The sequence below is a fragment of the Sinomonas sp. ASV486 genome, assembly GCF_030908215.1.
Lineage (GTDB): Bacteria > Actinomycetota > Actinomycetes > Actinomycetales > Micrococcaceae > Sinomonas > Sinomonas puerhi.
Genome location: NZ_JAVFJK010000004.1, coordinates 364,997 through 380,015 on the forward strand (window position 1 = coordinate 364,997; position 15,019 = coordinate 380,015).

Below are 15,019 nucleotides of genomic sequence, written 5' to 3' on the forward strand. Positions count from 1 at the left end.
GGCACTCTTCACTACGACAAGCCCCCGCTGGCGCTTGGCGACCTCGTGGGCCGTCTCTCCGAACGGGGTCTGTATCCCTGACGTCGACAGAGCGGCCAGGTATCTGCGACACATCGGCTACTACCGTTTCTCGCCTTACGCGATCCCCTTCCAGCAGGGGCGTCCGGACGCCCTCTTCAACGAGGGCGTCACATTCGACAACCTGCTCGACCTCTACGTATTCGACCGCGCTCTGCGCCTGCTTGTCATGGACGCACTCGAGCGCGTCGAGGTCGCGGTGCGCGCGGCCCTCACCGACCACATGTCCACGGCCTACGGAGACTCTCACTGGTACACGGATGCCTCGCTGTTTCGAGATCGGGTCAGGTATGAGCGGTTTCTCCGGATTGTCAGGGACAGCTGCGAAGAGCGACTCCGCGGAACGCCGGATGCGGGCGAAGACTCGCTCGTCCATCGCTCGGCCCTGGAGCACTACTTGACCACCTACCGTTCCCCCGAGCTGCCGCCTTCGTGGCTCATGATGGAGACCCTGACCATCGGGCAGCTCACCAGCATGTACCGCAACCTGCGCCAAAGGGCCGACAGGACCGCGGTCGCGGCGAGCATCGGCCTCACCGCTCCGGTGCTGGAGTCCTGGATGCAGACCTACGTGCGCGTCCGGAACATCTGTGCGCACCACGGGCGGTTGTGGAACGTTGGCCTCGGCGTCTACCCAGCAATCCCCAACTCATCCGCGATCTCCTGGCTGAGGGGCGCGGACGCCCTTCCTGAGCGCTCGAGGAGACGCCTCTATCCGGTCCTGGTGTCGTTGCAGTCAGTACTTGCCGTGGTCTCGCCGCACAGCAGCTGGGCACGACGCCTCCACGGGCTCGTGAGCGGCCGTCCGGCGATGAACCTCGCTGGGATGGGCATTCCCGAGGGATGGGCGGATGACGGGTTTTGGGCTCACCATCTAACTTGAGCCGTTCAGTGGCCTCACATCCAAACTGGCCCGTCACGTACCCTGCACGGCCAATCTGGCACCCCGCCGGTGGCCAGGCTACTGGGCGGCAGCGCCGCCTTCTGCCTGCCGCTCGATGGCCCTCTCGAGCCGCTCGACCTTGCCCGTAATCTCACCCGTGTGCCCGGGACGGATGTCTGCCTTGAGCACGAGCGAGACGCGGGACCCGTATCGACCCACCGCCTCGGTGGCGCGCTTGACCACGTCCATGACCTCGTCCCACTCGCCCTCGATCTCGGTGAACATTGAGCTCGTGTGGTTCGGCAGGCCCGATTCGCGCACCACACGCACGGCCGCGGCGACCGCCTCGTGAACCGAATCGCTGGAGGAGGCACCCGACGGCGCGACGGAGAAGGCGACAATCATGCCGCCAGTCTGCCACTCGCCGTCGTGCGCGTGTTGAGAGCGCACCGTCATATAGGCGACACCGAAACTCTCGGATGTAGTGTGGAAACATGCAGCAGGAACGAGCGTGGCGCAAGCCGATGCGGGCTGACGCCGCGCGCAACATCGAAAAAGTCATCACCGCAGCGCTCGACTGCTTCCGCGAAGACGGCCCGAACGTCTCCCTCAAGACCGTCGCCGACCGGGCCGGCGTGGGCCCTGCGACCCTGTTCCGCAACTTCGCGGACAAGGACGAGCTCGTGCTGGCCGCGGTCGAGCGCCAGCTCAAGGTCAAGGTCGACCCCGTGGCCGAAATGGCCCTCGAGAATCCCGACGCCGCCGCGGGCCTCGTGGAGGTCCTGAGCGCCGTGATGCAGGTTGCCAACGATGAGTACAACCTGCTCTCCGCCGTTGCAGGGCGCCGCGGCCTCCTGCTCGGGCTGGCGGGCAAGCTCATCGAGTCCCTCGGACTCCTCCTGCAGCGCGGTCAGCAGCAGGGCACGCTGCGCGAGGAACTCCAGCTGGTCGATATGGTCCGGCTCGTCGCAATGCTCATCGGCGCCGGGGACACCGTGGAGCCGGGATCCTTCGCATGGCAGCGCTACGTGGCCCTCGTCGAGGACGCGATCCGCACCCACCGCGAGAACCGCCCCCTCCCTCCGCTCGAGCCGATCCCCGGGGTCGAACTCCCGGTCTGACGCGCCCGGGCCTCCGGCGCGGGATTCAGCCCCAGCCCGCCAGCCGCAGCAGGGCCGCGGCGGCCGCACCGACGATGACGACCACGAGGAACGGCGCACGCAGCAGCAGCGCGATCGCCGCGGCAACGAGGGCGCCGAGCCGCGCGTCGAGGACGAGTGACTGGCCGCTGCCGAACGCATTCACCGCGGTCAGGGATGCGAGCAGGCCGATCGTGATGGTGCCCGCGATCCGCAGCATGCGCGTGTTGTCCATCCAGCGCCGGGGCACGAGGTAGCCGAGCAGCTTGAGCGCATAGGCCGCCGCGCACGCCACGAGGATCCAGATCCACAGGCTCATGCGCCCTCCCCCTCCCCCGCCTGCGGAGCCTCAGTCCCCGTGGACCCCGGTTCCGGCGCACGACGGCGTTGCTCACCGAGCGCGTCATGCCGTCCGTGGGCGTGGGACGAGTAAGGATCGAGATCCGGCTCGAGGCCCTCGACGCCAGCACCGGCCGCGGCCCGTGCCGCCGACCGCGCGTGGCTGACCCATCCGAGGACGGCGGCCACGAGCGCGGCGACGAGGATTGGCACGCCCGAGGGGACGAACGGCACCGCGAGGACGGTCGCGAGCCCGCACACGACAGCGATGGCAACCGGTTCACGACCGCGGAGCCGCGGCCAGAGGAGGCCAAGGAATGCCGCGACGGCAGCACCGTCGAGCCCCCACTGCTTGGGGTCGCCGAGGGCATTTCCCGCGAACGCCCCGACCGCGGTGAACACGTTCCACAGCACGAACACGCCGAGGCCTGCCGCCCAGAATCCGCGGCGCTGCTCGACCGACGAGTCCTGGCCCACGGCGGTTGCCGTGGACTCGTCGATGGTGACGTGCGCTCCGGCGAAGCGCCGCCAGCCTTTGGGACCGAACATGGCGTTGAGCTGCATCCCGTACACGGAGTTGCGCACGCCGAGCAACGTCGCGGCCGCCGCAGCCGCGCTGCCCGAGCCGCCACCCGCCACCACGCCGATGAACGCGAACTGCGACCCTCCGGTGAACATGAGCAGGCTCAACGCTATGGTCTGGAGCACGTCAAGGCCGGAAGCAACCCCGAGCGCACCGAACGAGATCCCGTAGAGCCCCGTGGCGATCGCGATCGAAACGCCGACCCGCACGCCCGGCGAGCGTCTCAGCGGAAGGCGCGCGGCGCCGTCGTGCGCTGAATCCGCGGACGGGAGGGAGGGAACGGCTGGATCGTGCTCAGGCAAACGTCGCCCTGAGCTGGGCGAGGACGTCGGCGGGGCGGTTCGTGGTGATCTGCTGTATGCCGACGGCGACGCAGTGGTCCACATCCTCGGGCGCGTCGACGGTCCAGACCCGGAATGTCAGGCCCGCGTCGAGCCACGCGCGGACCCGGTTCGGGTGATCCTTCACGTAGGTGATCCCGGGGCCGGCGATGCCTACGCGCGCACCGTCGAGGATCGCCTCGGCGTCGAGCTGGGCGGCCCTGAGCACGTTCGCGACCGCGCCGCCGGTGAGGGCCCCGAGGGCAGTGGACTCGCGGAGCCCCACGACGGATATGTCGTCGACGAGCATGCAGACGTGCCGGGCGGGCACGGTGCCGAGGAGGTACTCGACAGCCTCGGCGTCGAAGCTCATGAAGCTCACCTGGATGTTCCCCACGCGCGAGGACTGGGGGTCCCACCCGCGCGAGCGCAGCACCTCCAGGACCCGATCCTCGAGCTTGAGCCGGTAGGGGCTCGGGTGCTTGAGCTCGATCGCGAGGCCGATCTCGCGGCCCGCGGCCTCAAGGAGATCGAGCAGCTCTGGCAGCGTGAGCAGCTGCTGGGTCCGGGCGCCGAACTCGTCAGGGATCCGGGCCCCCTTCCACGAGGAGAAGTCCAGCTCGCGCAGTTCGGCGAGCGTGCGGTCTCCGACCGGCCCGGTACCGCTCGAGGTGCGGTCCAGATTGGAATCGTGCAGCAGGACGATGTGCTGGTCGCGGGTCAGGTGGACGTCGCACTCGACGCCGTCCGCGCCGTCGGCAATCGCTTGGAGATAGGCGGCCCTGGTGTGTTCCGCGAAGCGCGCGCTCGCGCCACGATGGGCATAGACAAAGGGGCGGATGGTCATGCCGCATAGGGTAGCGGACCCGTCCGACGAGAAAGTTTGCAAGATACCCCCCTAGGTAATATCGTTGACTCAGGAAGATACCCCAGGGGGTATCCAGAACGAAGGGGAAGCATATGCTGCTCGAGCGAATCTACGACGAAGATCTGGCCCAGGCGGGCTACTTCATCGGCTGCCAGGCCAAGGGCGAGGCCCTCGTGGTGGACGCCCGCCGCGACATCGCGCCGTACCTGGAGCTGGCCGCGGCCAACGGCATGAGGATTGTGGCGGTCACCGAGACCCACATCCACGCCGACTACCTCTCCGGCACCCGCGAGCTGGCTGCCGCCACCGGCGCGACTGCCTACGTCTCGGGCGAGGGCGGCGAGGACTGGCAGTACGGGTTCGAGGCCGAGCGCCTCTACGACGGCACCACCGTCAAGCTCGGAAACATCACCGTCCAGGCCGTCCACACCCCAGGCCATACCCCCGAGCACCTGTCCTTCCTGATCACGGACGGTGCGTTCACCGACCAGCCGGGCTACATGCTCTCCGGTGACTTCGTCTTCTCTGGTGACCTCGGCCGCCCCGACCTGCTCGACGAGGCCGCCGGCGGCGTGAACACGCGCTTCGCGGGTGCCAAGCAGCTCTTCACGAGCCTGAGGGACAAGTTCCTGACCCTCCCGGACCACATCCAGGTCCACCCGGGCCACGGCTCCGGCAGCGCATGCGGCAAGGCCCTTGGCGCGATCCCGTCCACCACTGTGGGCTACGAGCGGCTCTTCGCCTGGTGGGCTCCGTACCTCGCCGCGAACGATGAGGAGGGCTTCGTCAACGAGCTCCTCAGCGGCCAGCCCGACGCGCACGCCTACTTCGGCCGCATGAAGCGCCAGAACCGCCAGGGGCCGGCCGTCCTGGGCGAGCGTGGCGAGCTCCCCGAGCTCGAGAACAGCGCAGTCGCCGAGGATCTCGCCGCGGACAGGATCACGTTCGTGGACTCCCGCTCGAACCGCGAGGTCCACGAGGGCACTGTGGCCGGCTCTCTCAACATCCCCGCCGGCGGCAAGTTCGCCACCTACGGTGCGTGGGCCTACGATCCCGAGACCGATTCCCGCCCCCTCGTGCTCCTCGCCTCCGACAAGGACGCGGCGCGCACCATGTGGGACCACCTCATCCGCGTGGGCATCGACAACGTCGCGGGCTTCACCCCGAGCCTCGAGGGTCTCCCCATGGCCACGCCGAAGCTGCTCGCCCCGGCAGAGCTCGAGGGCTTCGACGCCGCACTGGTCCTCGACGTGCGCAACAAGACGGAGCACGCCGACGGCCACATCCCCGGCTCGTCCCAGCTGAGCGCAGCCCGCGTCCTGTGGCACACCGACGAGCTCCCCGCAGAGGGCACGATCGTGGCCTACTGCCAGAGCGGTGTCCGCAACTCGGTCGCCGCGAGCGCACTGCGCCGCGCGGGCTACGACGTGGTCGAGCTCGACGGATCCTACGCGGGCTGGGAGGCCTGGAAGACGACTCAGGACACCGTCACGGCCAACTGACCCCAGCCTCCAGAGGCCGCCAGACAGCACTGGGCCCGCTCCCCCCGGCGGGCCCAGTGCCATGCCCAAAGCCGCAGCGAAGCAACAGCTGCTGACGCCACCGACGTGACCGCCCTGAGCCCGCAGGCGCCCAACCCCGTGTCCGCGCCGAGTAGGCCCGTCGGAGGCTCGACGTGCGGGTGTGGTCGGTGCCCTCGGCGCACGAAAGCGAAGCACAAGGCGACGCACGACGGCGGCGGGCCGGGATTAGCTCCCGGCTCGCCGCCGTCGGCGAACACCGCGTTCCCGTGTCGGAGGCCGCCGGTAGGGTTGACCCATGGTGACGCTGAATCGGCTCCTTGGCACCCCGCCGGGCCTCAGTCCGGCCGACGCCGAGCGGGCCGCCGCGCTGCGCCGGATGAAGACCCTCGCCCTGTCCCTCCTGCTCGGGATGGCGGTCGTGTTCGCCGTGTCCTTCGCGCTCCAGGGCCAGTACGCGTGGCTTCAGTACGTGCGGGCGGCCTCCGAGGGCGGGATGGTGGGTGCCCTCGCGGACTGGTTCGCCGTGACCGCGCTGTTCCGGCACCCACTCGGGCTGCCCATCCCCCACACCGCGATCATCCCCACCCGCAAGGACGCGATCGGCGCTTCGCTGAGCGGGTTCGTGCGGGACAACTTCCTCTCCTCGGCCGTCGTGCGGGCGAAGCTCGACACCGTCGACGTCGCCCGCAAGGCGGGCACCTGGCTGGCGAGCCCCGGGGGCGCCGAGCGCGTCTCGAAGGAGGGTGCCGCAGTCATCCGCGGTGCCTTCACCGTTCTGAATGACGATGACGTGCAGTCCGTCATCGAGGGCATGGTCCGGAAGCACCTGCTCACCCCGCCGTGGGGCCCCCCGCTCGGCCGGGTGGCCGAGCAGGTCTTCGAGGCCGGGCACCATCACCAGCTCGTAGACCTCCTCGTGGACCGTGCCGCCGACTGGGTCGCCGCGAACTACGCGACCGTCACCCGCGTGGTCACGGACCGCTCGCCCTCGTGGGTGCCGAACTTCGCGAATGATCTCGTGGGAGACAAGGTCTACATCGAGCTGTCCAAGTTCGTTGCGGCCGTGCAGTCCGACCCGAACCACCAGGCGCGCCAGTCCATCGACGCCTACCTGCGCTCGCTCGCGCTGGACCTCCAGCACGAGCCGGCGATGATCGCCCGGGTCGAAGGCATCAAGGCGCAGGTACTCGGGGACCCGCAGGTCCGCAGCCTCGCGGGCCGCACGTGGGCCACCATCAAGCGCGTGCTCCTCGAGGCCGTGTCCGACCCGCGCAGCGAGCTGCACCAGCGGTTCACGACGGCGGTGCGGGACTTCGGCGCCCGGCTCGTCGAGGACGAGGAACTGGCCGGGAAGGTCAACGCGTGGGTGGCCGATGCCGCCGCCTACATCGTGGCGACGTACCGAGACGACATCGCCGGAGTCATCGAGGACACCGTCGCGCGGTGGGATGCCGAGGAGACCTCGCAGAAGATCGAGCTCCAGGTCGGCAAGGATCTCCAGTTCATCCGAATCAACGGCACCGTAGTCGGCGCCCTCGCCGGGGTGCTTATCTTCGCCGTGGCACACGCCATCTTCGGGGGGTAGCCGAAGCCACCGGCGGCCTACGCGCCCTCCGACCGCAGACGCGCGCGGTGCTCCTCGATCTCGCGCTCGACGGCCTGTTCAGGCGTCTCGGCTGGCGACCCAAGAGCCGAGGCCCTCCCGGGCGTGGGCATGAGCGCGAGCAGACCGCGCCGCTTCTCAACCTGTTCCGGTTTCACGTGGAACTCGCCGGGAAGGACCAAAGGCGCGGGACCGAAGGCCTCGCGTGTCGATCTGATGACCGCGCGGCCCATGACGAGGTTCCCCGCACCACCCACCACAGCGCCGATGCCGAACGGCAGGGCGCGCCCCACGAGCGCCCCGCCCTGCTTCTTGAGCATCCACTTGAGGAACCGCTTCTGGACGGTCCCCTGCAACGCCTTGACGGCCGAGGAGGAGACAGACCGGTTCAGGGCCGCACCCCAGGCCTTGGTGGCGTGCCCACCCCGGCCGAGCGCCTGACCGCTCAGCGCCGAGAGCAGGGAGGTGCCCTCCTCCCCCAGCATGATGGCCATGATCGTGGTCCGCGCCCGCTCGGGGTCCTCGAGGTGCACGCCATGGAGCTCGGCGATCGACGCCGCGTACACGGCGGTCGCCTCGAGGAATCCGACCGTTGCCGCGGCGGACAGGCCGAGCGAGGCCATGGTGCCGACGCCGGGCACTGCGGCGGTGCCACCGACAGCGGCGCCTGTTCCGGCCACTGCGGTGAGGTAGTCGCGTTCGAGCTGCCGCGCCAGCTGCTCGGGGGTGTACCCCGGGCGCTGGCGCCGGAGGCGTCTCAGATTGGCCAGCACAAGCGGCCGCTGGACATCGACTGCCCGCAGGAGTGCGCGGTGCACCCGCGGGGTCGCCCGGCCTCGGGAGTCGAACATCGTCTGGTGGGCGGTGTCCTGTGCAATACGAAGTGCCACATTCTTCTTCGCCATGGCCCCTAGAGTAGCGCCGGGCCCCGACGCGCGCCGCGGCCGCTTCGCGCTGGGCGTAGGCGTATCAGCTAGCGGATCGCGACGGCGCGCCGCCGCCGGGCAGGGAAGCCGACGGCGAGCCACCGGCGTCGTGCGTGGAGACGCCGGAGGCAACCATCGACCGGCGGAGGGCGAGGAAGAACAGGACGAAGGCGGCCGTCAGCAGGACGTGGCCCAGCCCGGCGATCCCCGCGAACCCGGGCGAGGACACATCCGCGCCGGTCACCTCAAGGGCGCCCTTGAGCACCATCATGCCGCCAGTCACGGCCACGCCGAGCACCCAAGTCCACACGAACCACGACGACACCCGCGGGGCCGCGGCAGAGAATCGGAACGCCTTCTCGGCGAGGAAGGCCAGGAACGTGACGATGAAGCCGAGCGCCAGGAAGTGCGTGTGCGCGAGGGCGAGCTGGGTCTGGCCGTCGAAGTGGAAGGCCTTGCTCCACGCGCGGAAGAACAGGCCCGAGGCAAGGCCCACGGCGGCGAACACGAACGAGGTGGTGAGGAGTCTGTTGAGCATGCTTCCAGCATCCCGTGGGCATAGTGGACGCGGCATCAACCGTTCGGATGATCGCGGTCGCCCGGGTCCGCCTGGTCCGCACCATGTGTGGATCGTCCGCCTCCGGGTAATAGTCCTCCGTACAACGACCTGCAGCAACGACCTGCAGCACGGAAAGGACCCCAACCATGGGCATCGGTGCGTCAATCTTCCTCATTGCCATCGGGGCGATCCTATCCTTCGCCCTCACGCCGGGACTGATCCCCTTCATCGACCAGGCCCTCGTGGGCTACATCCTCATGGGCGTGGGGGTGCTCGGGCTCATCATGACCCTTGCCCTGCTCAACTCCGGCACCCGCCGCCGCGTGAGCTCGTCCCGCCGGATCGTCGATCCGGAGACCGGAGATACGGTCACCCACCGCGACATCCGGGACATCTAGACGGCGCGCGTCCAGGCGGGCAGCTTCCGCCCCACACCGCACATACCCACCTGATTCACCGCCCGGATCGGCCCGGCGGAGCACAGCGCTCCGCCGGGCCGATCTGTGTTTCTGTGGGATCTGTTGACATACCAACGGATACGAAGATACAGTCAATCAATCCCACATTCGTGTGATGGAGACCACAGACAGAATCCGCCGCGTCAGCGGCTCGGAAAAGGGCGGGAGTGGGGCATGTCGATGTTCGCCGAAGAGCGCCAGCGGCTCGTTGCGGACCGCGTCGCCGAGGTCGGGCGTGTGAGCGTCACCGAGCTCGCCGAGCGGTTCTCTGTCACCACCGAGACCGTGCGGCGTGACCTCGCGGCGCTCGAGTCAGCCGGTGCCCTGCGCCGGGTCCACGGCGGCGCTGTCCCCGCCGAGCGCGGCGTCACCTCCGAGGTGAGCCTTCTCGAGCGGCAGATCCAGAACCTGCTCGAGAAGCACGCCATCGCGGAGGCGGCGGCGGAACTCGTGGCATCGTCCCGCGCGGGCAGCGTGCTGCTCGACGCCGGAAGTTCCACGGAGGAGCTTGCGGAGCGCCTCATGGGCACGCGTCCCGACGGGAATAGTCTCGTGATCGTGACCAACGCGCTGCCCATCGCAGACAAGCTCGCCGCGGACCCGAACCTCAACGTCCAGCTCCTCGGAGGCCGGATCCGGCCGCTCACCCGGGCGGCCGTCGGCCCGGCGACGGTCGAAGCCGTTGAACGGCTGCGCCCCGACCTCGCCTTCGTGGGGACCAACGGCCTGCATGCCGCGTTCGGGCTCAGCACGCCTGACGCAGAGGAGGCAGGGGTCAAGGCCGCGTTCGTCCGCTGCGCCCGGCGTGTCGTGGCCCTCGTGGACCACACCAAGTTCGGCGTCGAGACCCTCGTGCAGTTCGCGCGGCTCGACCAGCTGGACGCCATTGTGACAGACCGGGCCCCTGAAGGGGACGTGGCCGCGGCGCTCGCCGAGGCCGGAGTTGAAGTTGTGGAGGCTGGCACACCATGATCGTGACCCTCACCGCGAACCCTAGCCTTGACCGCACGGTCGAGCTCGGCGGTCCCCTCGAGCGGGGAGAGGTGCAGCGCGCAGTGTCCGTGCGGCAGGAGTCAGGGGGCAAGGGCGTCAACGTTGCCCGCGCCCTGCGGGCCTCCGCCCTTGAGACCCTCGCCGTGCTTCCCGGAGACGCCGGCGATCCGGTCCTCGCCGGGCTCAGCGCGACGGGCGTGCCCTTCGTCGCCCTCCCCATCGGCGCTCCGCTTCGCTCCAACGTGGCCCTCACCGAACCGGACGGGGTCACTACCAAGGTCAACGAGCCGGGCCCCGAGCTCTCCTCCGAGCTCCAGGAGCAGCTGCTCTCCCTTCTCGTCGATCGGGCCCGGGGCGCCACATGGGTGGTCCTCGCAGGCTCGCTTCCTCCGGGTGTTCCGGAGGACTTCTATGCCACGGCTGCGCAGCGCCTGCGCGCTGCAGCCGATGGGTCGGCTCCGAGGATTGCCATCGACTCGTCGGGCGCCCCGCTCGCGGCGTCGCTGAAGGGCAAGCCGGAGCTGCTCAAGCCCAACGCGGACGAGCTCGCCGAGCTGGCCGCGATGGTAGGCCTGCACGACGCCGGCACCCCGGCCGAGCTTGAGGCCTCACCGGAGCGCGCGGCCAAAGCGGCCCGTGCGCTTGTGGATGCCGGCGTCGGAGCGGTGCTCGCGACGCTCGGTTCGAAGGGGGCCGTCCTGGTGACGGCAGACGGCGCGTGGTACGCCACGCACTCCCCTATCAAGGCCGTCAGCACCGTGGGTGCCGGCGACTCCTCCCTGGCCGGGTATCTCCTGGCCGACTCCATCGGGGCGGACGCCGAGGGCCGCCTGCGCCAGGCAGTGGCCCATGGGGCCGCCGCCGCGTCCCTGCCGGGATCCACCGTCCCGGCAGCGAACCAGACCACCCCCTCAGCCGTGAACATCACGGCCCTGTAGAAGAAGGACTGACCATGACCGAACTCATCGCCCCCGAGCTCGTGGTGCTCGACGCGTCGCTGGGCTCCTCGCCCGCCGACGTGATCCGGCATCTGGCCGGCCTCGTGGCCGACGCTGGCCGCGCCACCGAGGTGGAGGGCCTGTTCGCTGACGCATACGCCCGCGAGCAGAAGACCGCCACCGGGGTACCTGGCGGGATCGCGATCCCGCACTGCCGCTCCGCCGCGGTGACGGAGCCGTCGCTCGCGATGGCCCGCCTCTCCGAAACTGTCGATTTCGGCGCCAAGGACGGCAACGCCGATCTCGTCTTCTTCATCGCCGCGCCCGAGGGCGCAGACCAGGAGCATCTCAAGCTCCTCGCCAAGCTCGCCCGAAGCCTCATCAAGAAGGACTTCACGGCAGCCCTCCGCGCGGCAGCAACCCGCGAAGACGTCGTGGCGCTGGTGAACGATGCCCTCGGGCTCGGTCCCGCGGGCGCGACGACGGCAGCCGCCGGCGCTGGAGCCGCAGCACAGGTCGGCCTCGCGAATGCTGCCTCGGGCGGCCACAAGCGCATCGTCGCCGTCACCGCCTGCCCGACGGGCATCGCCCACACCTATATGGCCGCCGATTCGCTCGTGGCCGCGGGCAAGGAGAAGGGCATCGACGTGCAGGTCGAGACCCAGGGCTCGGCCGGTTCGACGCCGCTGCCCCAGTCGGTGATCAACGCCGCAGATGCAGTAGTCTTCGCGGTCGATGTGGATGTCCGGGACAAGGAGCGCTTCGCGGGCAAGCCGTACGTTCAGTCTCCCGTCAAACGCGGCATCGATGAACCGGGCGTCATGCTCGACGAGGCGCTGAAGATCGCCGCCGATCCGAGCGGCCGGCGCGTCGCCGCGGCGGCCGGCGGATCGTCGTCGGCCTCGGCCTCGGGCTCCGACCGCGCTGAATCGGGCGGCGCCAAGCTCAAGCGCGTGCTCCTCACCGGCGTGAGCTATATGATCCCGTTCGTGGCCGGCGGTGGCCTGCTCATCGCGCTGGGCTTCCTCCTCGGCGGGTACGACATCACGAAGTACGCGGACACGATCGTCCTGAAGAACAACCTGTTCAACCTGCCGGCGGAGTTCGGGCCGCAGGCCTGGGGGCCGCTGGGCGCGTATCTGGGCGCCGTGCTCTTCAAGATCGGTGCCCTCTCGATGGGCTTCCTCGTCCCGGCCCTGGCCGGCTACATGGGATATGCCCTGGCTGACCGTCCCGGCATCGCCCCCGGCTTCGTGGCCGGTGCCGTTGCGGGCTTCATGGGCGCCGGCTTCCTCGGCGGCATCGTGGGTGGTCTCCTGGCCGGCTACACGGCGCACTGGCTCGCGTCCCTCCCCGCGCCGCGCTGGCTCCGCGGGCTCATGCCGGTCGCCATCATCCCGCTCCTGGCATCGATCGTTGCTTCCGGGCTCATGTTCGTGGTGCTCGGCGGTCCGATCGCCTGGATCACCACGTGGCTCAACACGCAGCTCACCGGCATGAGCGGCGCTGCAGCCGTGACGCTCGGAATCATCCTCGGCCTCATGATGTGCTTCGACCTCGGCGGTCCGGTCAACAAGGTCGCCTACGCGTTCGCCGTCGCCGGTCTCAGCGCTGCAAGCGCCGACAACGCAGCGCCCTACCACATCATGGCCGCCGTCATGGCTGCGGGTATGGTTCCACCGCTCGCCATGGCCCTCGCCACGGTTCTCGACCACAAGAACTTCAACGCCACGGAACACGAGAACGGCAAGGCGGCGTGGCTGCTCGGTGCCTCGTTCATCTCTGAAGGCGCCATCCCGTTCGCCGCGGCGGACCCGCTGCGCGTCATCCCGGCCTCGATGCTCGGCGGCGCCATCACGGGTGCGCTCTCAATGGCGTTCGGCGCTGGCTCAAAGGCCCCGCACGGCGGCATCTTCGTCTTCTTCGCGATCGACAACTTCGTGATGTGGGTCATCTCGATCGCCGTGGGCGTCGTGGTGACGGCTCTGGCCACGATCGGCCTCAAGCGCTACGTTGGCAAGAAGGCGCCCCAGGCTGCCGAAGCCGTTCCCGTCGCCGCCTAGCAGGCGGAGAGAGTTCGAGGTCGAACCAATGGATCAGTTTCACGGTGTCGGTGTGACTCCGGGGCGGGTTGTGGGGCGGGTGCGGCAGATGCCGGCGCCGGTGTCGGAGCCTGGTGTGGGGTCGGGTCTGGGCGCGGGTGCGTCGGTGGAGGGTGAGGGCGAGCGGATCCGGGCGGCGTCCAGGGCCGTCCAGTCGGCCCTGAAGGCCCGTGCCGCGGCGGCGTCGGGGGACGCGAGGGGCGTGCTGGAGGCCACTGCCCTGATGGCCGCGGACCCGGTGCTGGTCAAGGGCGCCGTTAAGCTGCTGGACCCGGGCGCCGACGGCGGGGGCCGGTCGGCGGAGCGGGCCGTGTGGGAGTCCGGGGCGGCGGTGGCGGCGAAGCTGAAGTCCCTGGGCGGGTACATGGCCGAGCGGGCCGCGGACGTCCTGGACGTCCGGGCCCGGATCGTCGCGGAGCTGAGGGGCCTGCCAGCCCCGGGGATCCCGGCCTCGGAGGAGCCGTTCGTGCTGGCCGCGCACGACCTGGCCCCGGCGGACACGGCCACCCTGGACCCGGGAAGGGTCATCGCCCTGATCACCTCCGGCGGGGGCCCGCAGTCCCACACCGCGATCCTGGCCCGGTCCCTGGGCCTGCCCGCGGTCGTGGCCGCGCCCGGGGTCGAGGGCATCCCGGACGGGACCGAGGTCTACGTCGACGGCGCCGCCGGGACCGTCGCGACCTCCCCGGGCGCCCCGGAGCGGGACGCCGCGGCGGCGTGGGCGGTGGCCGCCGCGGCCCTGGCCGGCGGGTTCGCCGGGGCCAACCGGCTCGCGGACGGGCACCCCGTGCCACTGCTGGCCAACGTCGCCACCGGGGCGGACGCGGCCAAGGCCGCCGCGGCCGGGGCGGAGGGCGTGGGCCTGCTGCGCACCGAGTTCTGCTTCCTGGACCGGGACACCGAGCCCTCCCACGCCGAGCAGGTCGCCGCCTACACCGCGGTCTTCGCCCAGTTCCCCGGGAAGAAGGTCGTCATCCGCACCCTGGACGCCGGCGCGGACAAGCCCCTGCCCTTCCTGACCAACACCGAGGAGCCCAACCCCGCCCTCGGGGTGCGCGGGTACCGCACCGACTGGACGAGCCCGGGCGTCCTGGCCCGCCAGCTCGCCGCGATCGCCCACGCCGCCGCACAGAGCGAGGCCGAGGTCTGGGTCATGGCCCCCATGATCGCCACCACCGAGGAGGCCGCGCACTTCACGGCGCTGGCGAAGGACGCCGGGCTGCCCACCGCAGGGGTCATGGTCGAGGTCCCCTCCGCGGCCCTGACCGCCGGGCACATCCTGGCCCGCACGGACTTCGCGTCCCTGGGCACCAACGACCTCACCCAGTACGCCATGGCCGCGGACCGCATGCTCGGGCCCCTGGCCCACCTCAACGACCCCTGGCAGCCCGCCGTCCTGCACCTGATCAAGGCCACCTGCGACGGCGCCGCCGCCGCCACCGCCGCCACCGGCACCCCCAAACCCGTCGGGGTCTGCGGGGAAGCCGCCGCAGACCCCGCCCTGGCAGCCGTCCTGGTCGGACTCGGCGTCACCACCCTGTCCATGTCCCCCCGCGCCCTCACCGCCGTCAACCGCGTCCTGGCCACCATCACCCTCCACCAGGCCCAGACCCTCGCCGAGGCGGCCCTCACCGCCCCCGACGCCCACACCGCCCGCACCGGCGCCCGCTCACACCTGCCCATCCTGAACGAACTCGGCCTCTGACC

Annotated in this window: 15 protein-coding genes; 9 read left to right on the top strand and 6 right to left on the bottom strand. The window is 70.3% G+C overall.

The window, feature by feature from the left end; genetic code table 11:
* Positions 1 to 34 precede the first annotated feature (34 nt).
* On the top strand, positions 35 to 961 hold the full coding sequence (locus tag RBS60_RS08330) for an Abi family protein (RefSeq protein ID WP_307957074.1): 927 nt from the start codon (positions 35 to 37) through the stop codon (positions 959 to 961).
* 78 nt (positions 962 to 1,039) lie between these two features.
* Here the strand turns inward: RBS60_RS08330 and RBS60_RS08335 are convergent, their stop codons facing one another.
* A complete protein-coding gene (locus RBS60_RS08335) occupies positions 1,040 to 1,366 on the bottom strand; it encodes a thiamine-binding protein (protein ID WP_307957075.1) in 327 nt (108 codons plus the stop codon).
* An 89-nt stretch (positions 1,367 to 1,455) separates the two neighbouring features.
* Between RBS60_RS08335 and RBS60_RS08340 the strand changes: the two genes are divergently transcribed.
* A complete protein-coding gene (locus RBS60_RS08340) occupies positions 1,456 to 2,082 on the top strand; it encodes a TetR/AcrR family transcriptional regulator (protein ID WP_307957076.1) in 627 nt (208 codons plus the stop codon).
* A gap of 25 nt (positions 2,083 to 2,107) precedes the next feature.
* On the opposite strand, the gene RBS60_RS08345 is transcribed toward RBS60_RS08340, so the two are convergent.
* From RBS60_RS08345 to RBS60_RS08355, 3 genes are all read right to left on the bottom strand, one after another.
* Positions 2,108 to 2,419, bottom strand: a complete 312-nt coding sequence (locus RBS60_RS08345) for an AzlD domain-containing protein (RefSeq protein ID WP_307957077.1) — start codon at positions 2,417 to 2,419, stop codon at positions 2,108 to 2,110.
* On the bottom strand, positions 2,416 to 3,249 hold the full coding sequence (locus RBS60_RS08350; protein ID WP_307957100.1) for an AzlC family ABC transporter permease: 834 nt from the start codon (positions 3,247 to 3,249) through the stop codon (positions 2,416 to 2,418). Before RBS60_RS08350 ends, RBS60_RS08345 begins: the two co-directional genes overlap by 4 nt.
* A gap of 67 nt (positions 3,250 to 3,316) precedes the next feature.
* Positions 3,317 to 4,189 (bottom strand): glycerophosphodiester phosphodiesterase family protein, encoded by an 873-nt coding sequence (locus RBS60_RS08355; RefSeq protein WP_307957078.1) that lies wholly within the window; start codon positions 4,187 to 4,189, stop codon positions 3,317 to 3,319.
* A gap of 113 nt (positions 4,190 to 4,302) precedes the next feature.
* Here RBS60_RS08355 and RBS60_RS08360 point away from each other — a divergent pair, with 113 nt between their 5' ends.
* Positions 4,303 to 5,712: an MBL fold metallo-hydrolase gene (locus RBS60_RS08360; protein WP_307957079.1), complete on the top strand. Its 1,410-nt coding sequence runs from the start codon at positions 4,303 to 4,305 to the stop codon at positions 5,710 to 5,712.
* A 316-nt stretch (positions 5,713 to 6,028) separates the two neighbouring features.
* Positions 6,029 to 7,318, top strand: coding sequence for a DUF445 domain-containing protein (locus RBS60_RS08365; RefSeq protein WP_307957080.1), 1,290 nt, complete (start codon positions 6,029 to 6,031; stop codon positions 7,316 to 7,318).
* Between the two features lie 17 nt (positions 7,319 to 7,335).
* Here RBS60_RS08365 and RBS60_RS08370 read toward each other — a convergent pair whose 3' ends face one another.
* On the bottom strand, positions 7,336 to 8,241 hold the full coding sequence (locus RBS60_RS08370; protein ID WP_307957081.1) for a hypothetical protein: 906 nt from the start codon (positions 8,239 to 8,241) through the stop codon (positions 7,336 to 7,338).
* A 64-nt stretch (positions 8,242 to 8,305) separates the two neighbouring features.
* Complete coding sequence (locus tag RBS60_RS08375; RefSeq protein WP_307957082.1) at positions 8,306 to 8,800, bottom strand: DUF2871 domain-containing protein; 495 nt, start codon at positions 8,798 to 8,800, stop codon at positions 8,306 to 8,308.
* Positions 8,801 to 8,967: 167 nt separating this feature from the next.
* Between RBS60_RS08375 and RBS60_RS08380 the strand changes: the two genes are divergently transcribed.
* The 5 genes from RBS60_RS08380 to RBS60_RS08400 all read left to right on the top strand — a co-directional run bounded on the left by RBS60_RS08380 (position 8,968) and on the right by RBS60_RS08400 (position 15,017).
* A complete protein-coding gene (locus RBS60_RS08380; protein ID WP_307957083.1) occupies positions 8,968 to 9,219 on the top strand; it encodes a DUF6458 family protein in 252 nt (83 codons plus the stop codon).
* A 240-nt stretch (positions 9,220 to 9,459) separates the two neighbouring features.
* Positions 9,460 to 10,251, top strand: coding sequence for a DeoR/GlpR family DNA-binding transcription regulator (locus RBS60_RS08385; RefSeq protein WP_307957101.1), 792 nt, complete (start codon positions 9,460 to 9,462; stop codon positions 10,249 to 10,251).
* Positions 10,248 to 11,210 carry a hexose kinase gene (locus RBS60_RS08390; RefSeq protein WP_307957084.1) on the top strand — a complete coding sequence of 321 codons (963 nt, stop codon included), beginning with the start codon at positions 10,248 to 10,250 and terminating at the stop codon, positions 11,208 to 11,210. The genes RBS60_RS08385 and RBS60_RS08390 overlap by 4 nt, the downstream gene beginning before the upstream one ends.
* 14 nt (positions 11,211 to 11,224) lie before the next feature.
* The gene (locus RBS60_RS08395; protein WP_307957085.1) at positions 11,225 to 13,273 is read left to right on the top strand and encodes a fructose-specific PTS transporter subunit EIIC; all 2,049 of its coding nucleotides are present in this window, start codon (positions 11,225 to 11,227) and stop codon (positions 13,271 to 13,273) included.
* Positions 13,274 to 13,301: 28 nt separating this feature from the next.
* On the top strand, positions 13,302 to 15,017 hold the full coding sequence (locus RBS60_RS08400; RefSeq protein WP_307955467.1) for a putative PEP-binding protein: 1,716 nt from the start codon (positions 13,302 to 13,304) through the stop codon (positions 15,015 to 15,017).
* The last annotated feature ends 2 nt before the right edge of the window (positions 15,018 to 15,019 follow it).

Excerpts from the sequence above, each read along its gene's own strand:
- RBS60_RS08340 (WP_307957076.1), top strand. The coding sequence starts at position 1,456 with ATGCAGCAGGAACGAGCGTGGCGCAAGCCGATGCGGGCTGACGCCGCG.
- RBS60_RS08370 (WP_307957081.1), bottom strand. The coding sequence starts at position 8,241 with ATGGCGAAGAAGAATGTGGCACTTCGTATTGCACAGGACACCGCCCAC.
- RBS60_RS08400 (WP_307955467.1), top strand. The coding sequence starts at position 13,302 with ATGGATCAGTTTCACGGTGTCGGTGTGACTCCGGGGCGGGTTGTGGGG.
- RBS60_RS08395 (WP_307957085.1), top strand. The coding sequence starts at position 11,225 with ATGACCGAACTCATCGCCCCCGAGCTCGTGGTGCTCGACGCGTCGCTG.
- RBS60_RS08355 (WP_307957078.1), bottom strand. The coding sequence starts at position 4,189 with ATGACCATCCGCCCCTTTGTCTATGCCCATCGTGGCGCGAGCGCGCGC.
- RBS60_RS08345 (WP_307957077.1), bottom strand. The coding sequence starts at position 2,419 with ATGAGCCTGTGGATCTGGATCCTCGTGGCGTGCGCGGCGGCCTATGCG.
- RBS60_RS08360 (WP_307957079.1), top strand. The coding sequence starts at position 4,303 with ATGCTGCTCGAGCGAATCTACGACGAAGATCTGGCCCAGGCGGGCTAC.
- RBS60_RS08365 (WP_307957080.1), top strand. The coding sequence starts at position 6,029 with ATGGTGACGCTGAATCGGCTCCTTGGCACCCCGCCGGGCCTCAGTCCG.
- RBS60_RS08390 (WP_307957084.1), top strand. The coding sequence starts at position 10,248 with ATGATCGTGACCCTCACCGCGAACCCTAGCCTTGACCGCACGGTCGAG.
- RBS60_RS08385 (WP_307957101.1), top strand. The coding sequence starts at position 9,460 with ATGTTCGCCGAAGAGCGCCAGCGGCTCGTTGCGGACCGCGTCGCCGAG.
- RBS60_RS08380 (WP_307957083.1), top strand. The coding sequence starts at position 8,968 with ATGGGCATCGGTGCGTCAATCTTCCTCATTGCCATCGGGGCGATCCTA.
- RBS60_RS08335 (WP_307957075.1), bottom strand. The coding sequence starts at position 1,366 with ATGATTGTCGCCTTCTCCGTCGCGCCGTCGGGTGCCTCCTCCAGCGAT.
- RBS60_RS08375 (WP_307957082.1), bottom strand. The coding sequence starts at position 8,800 with ATGCTCAACAGACTCCTCACCACCTCGTTCGTGTTCGCCGCCGTGGGC.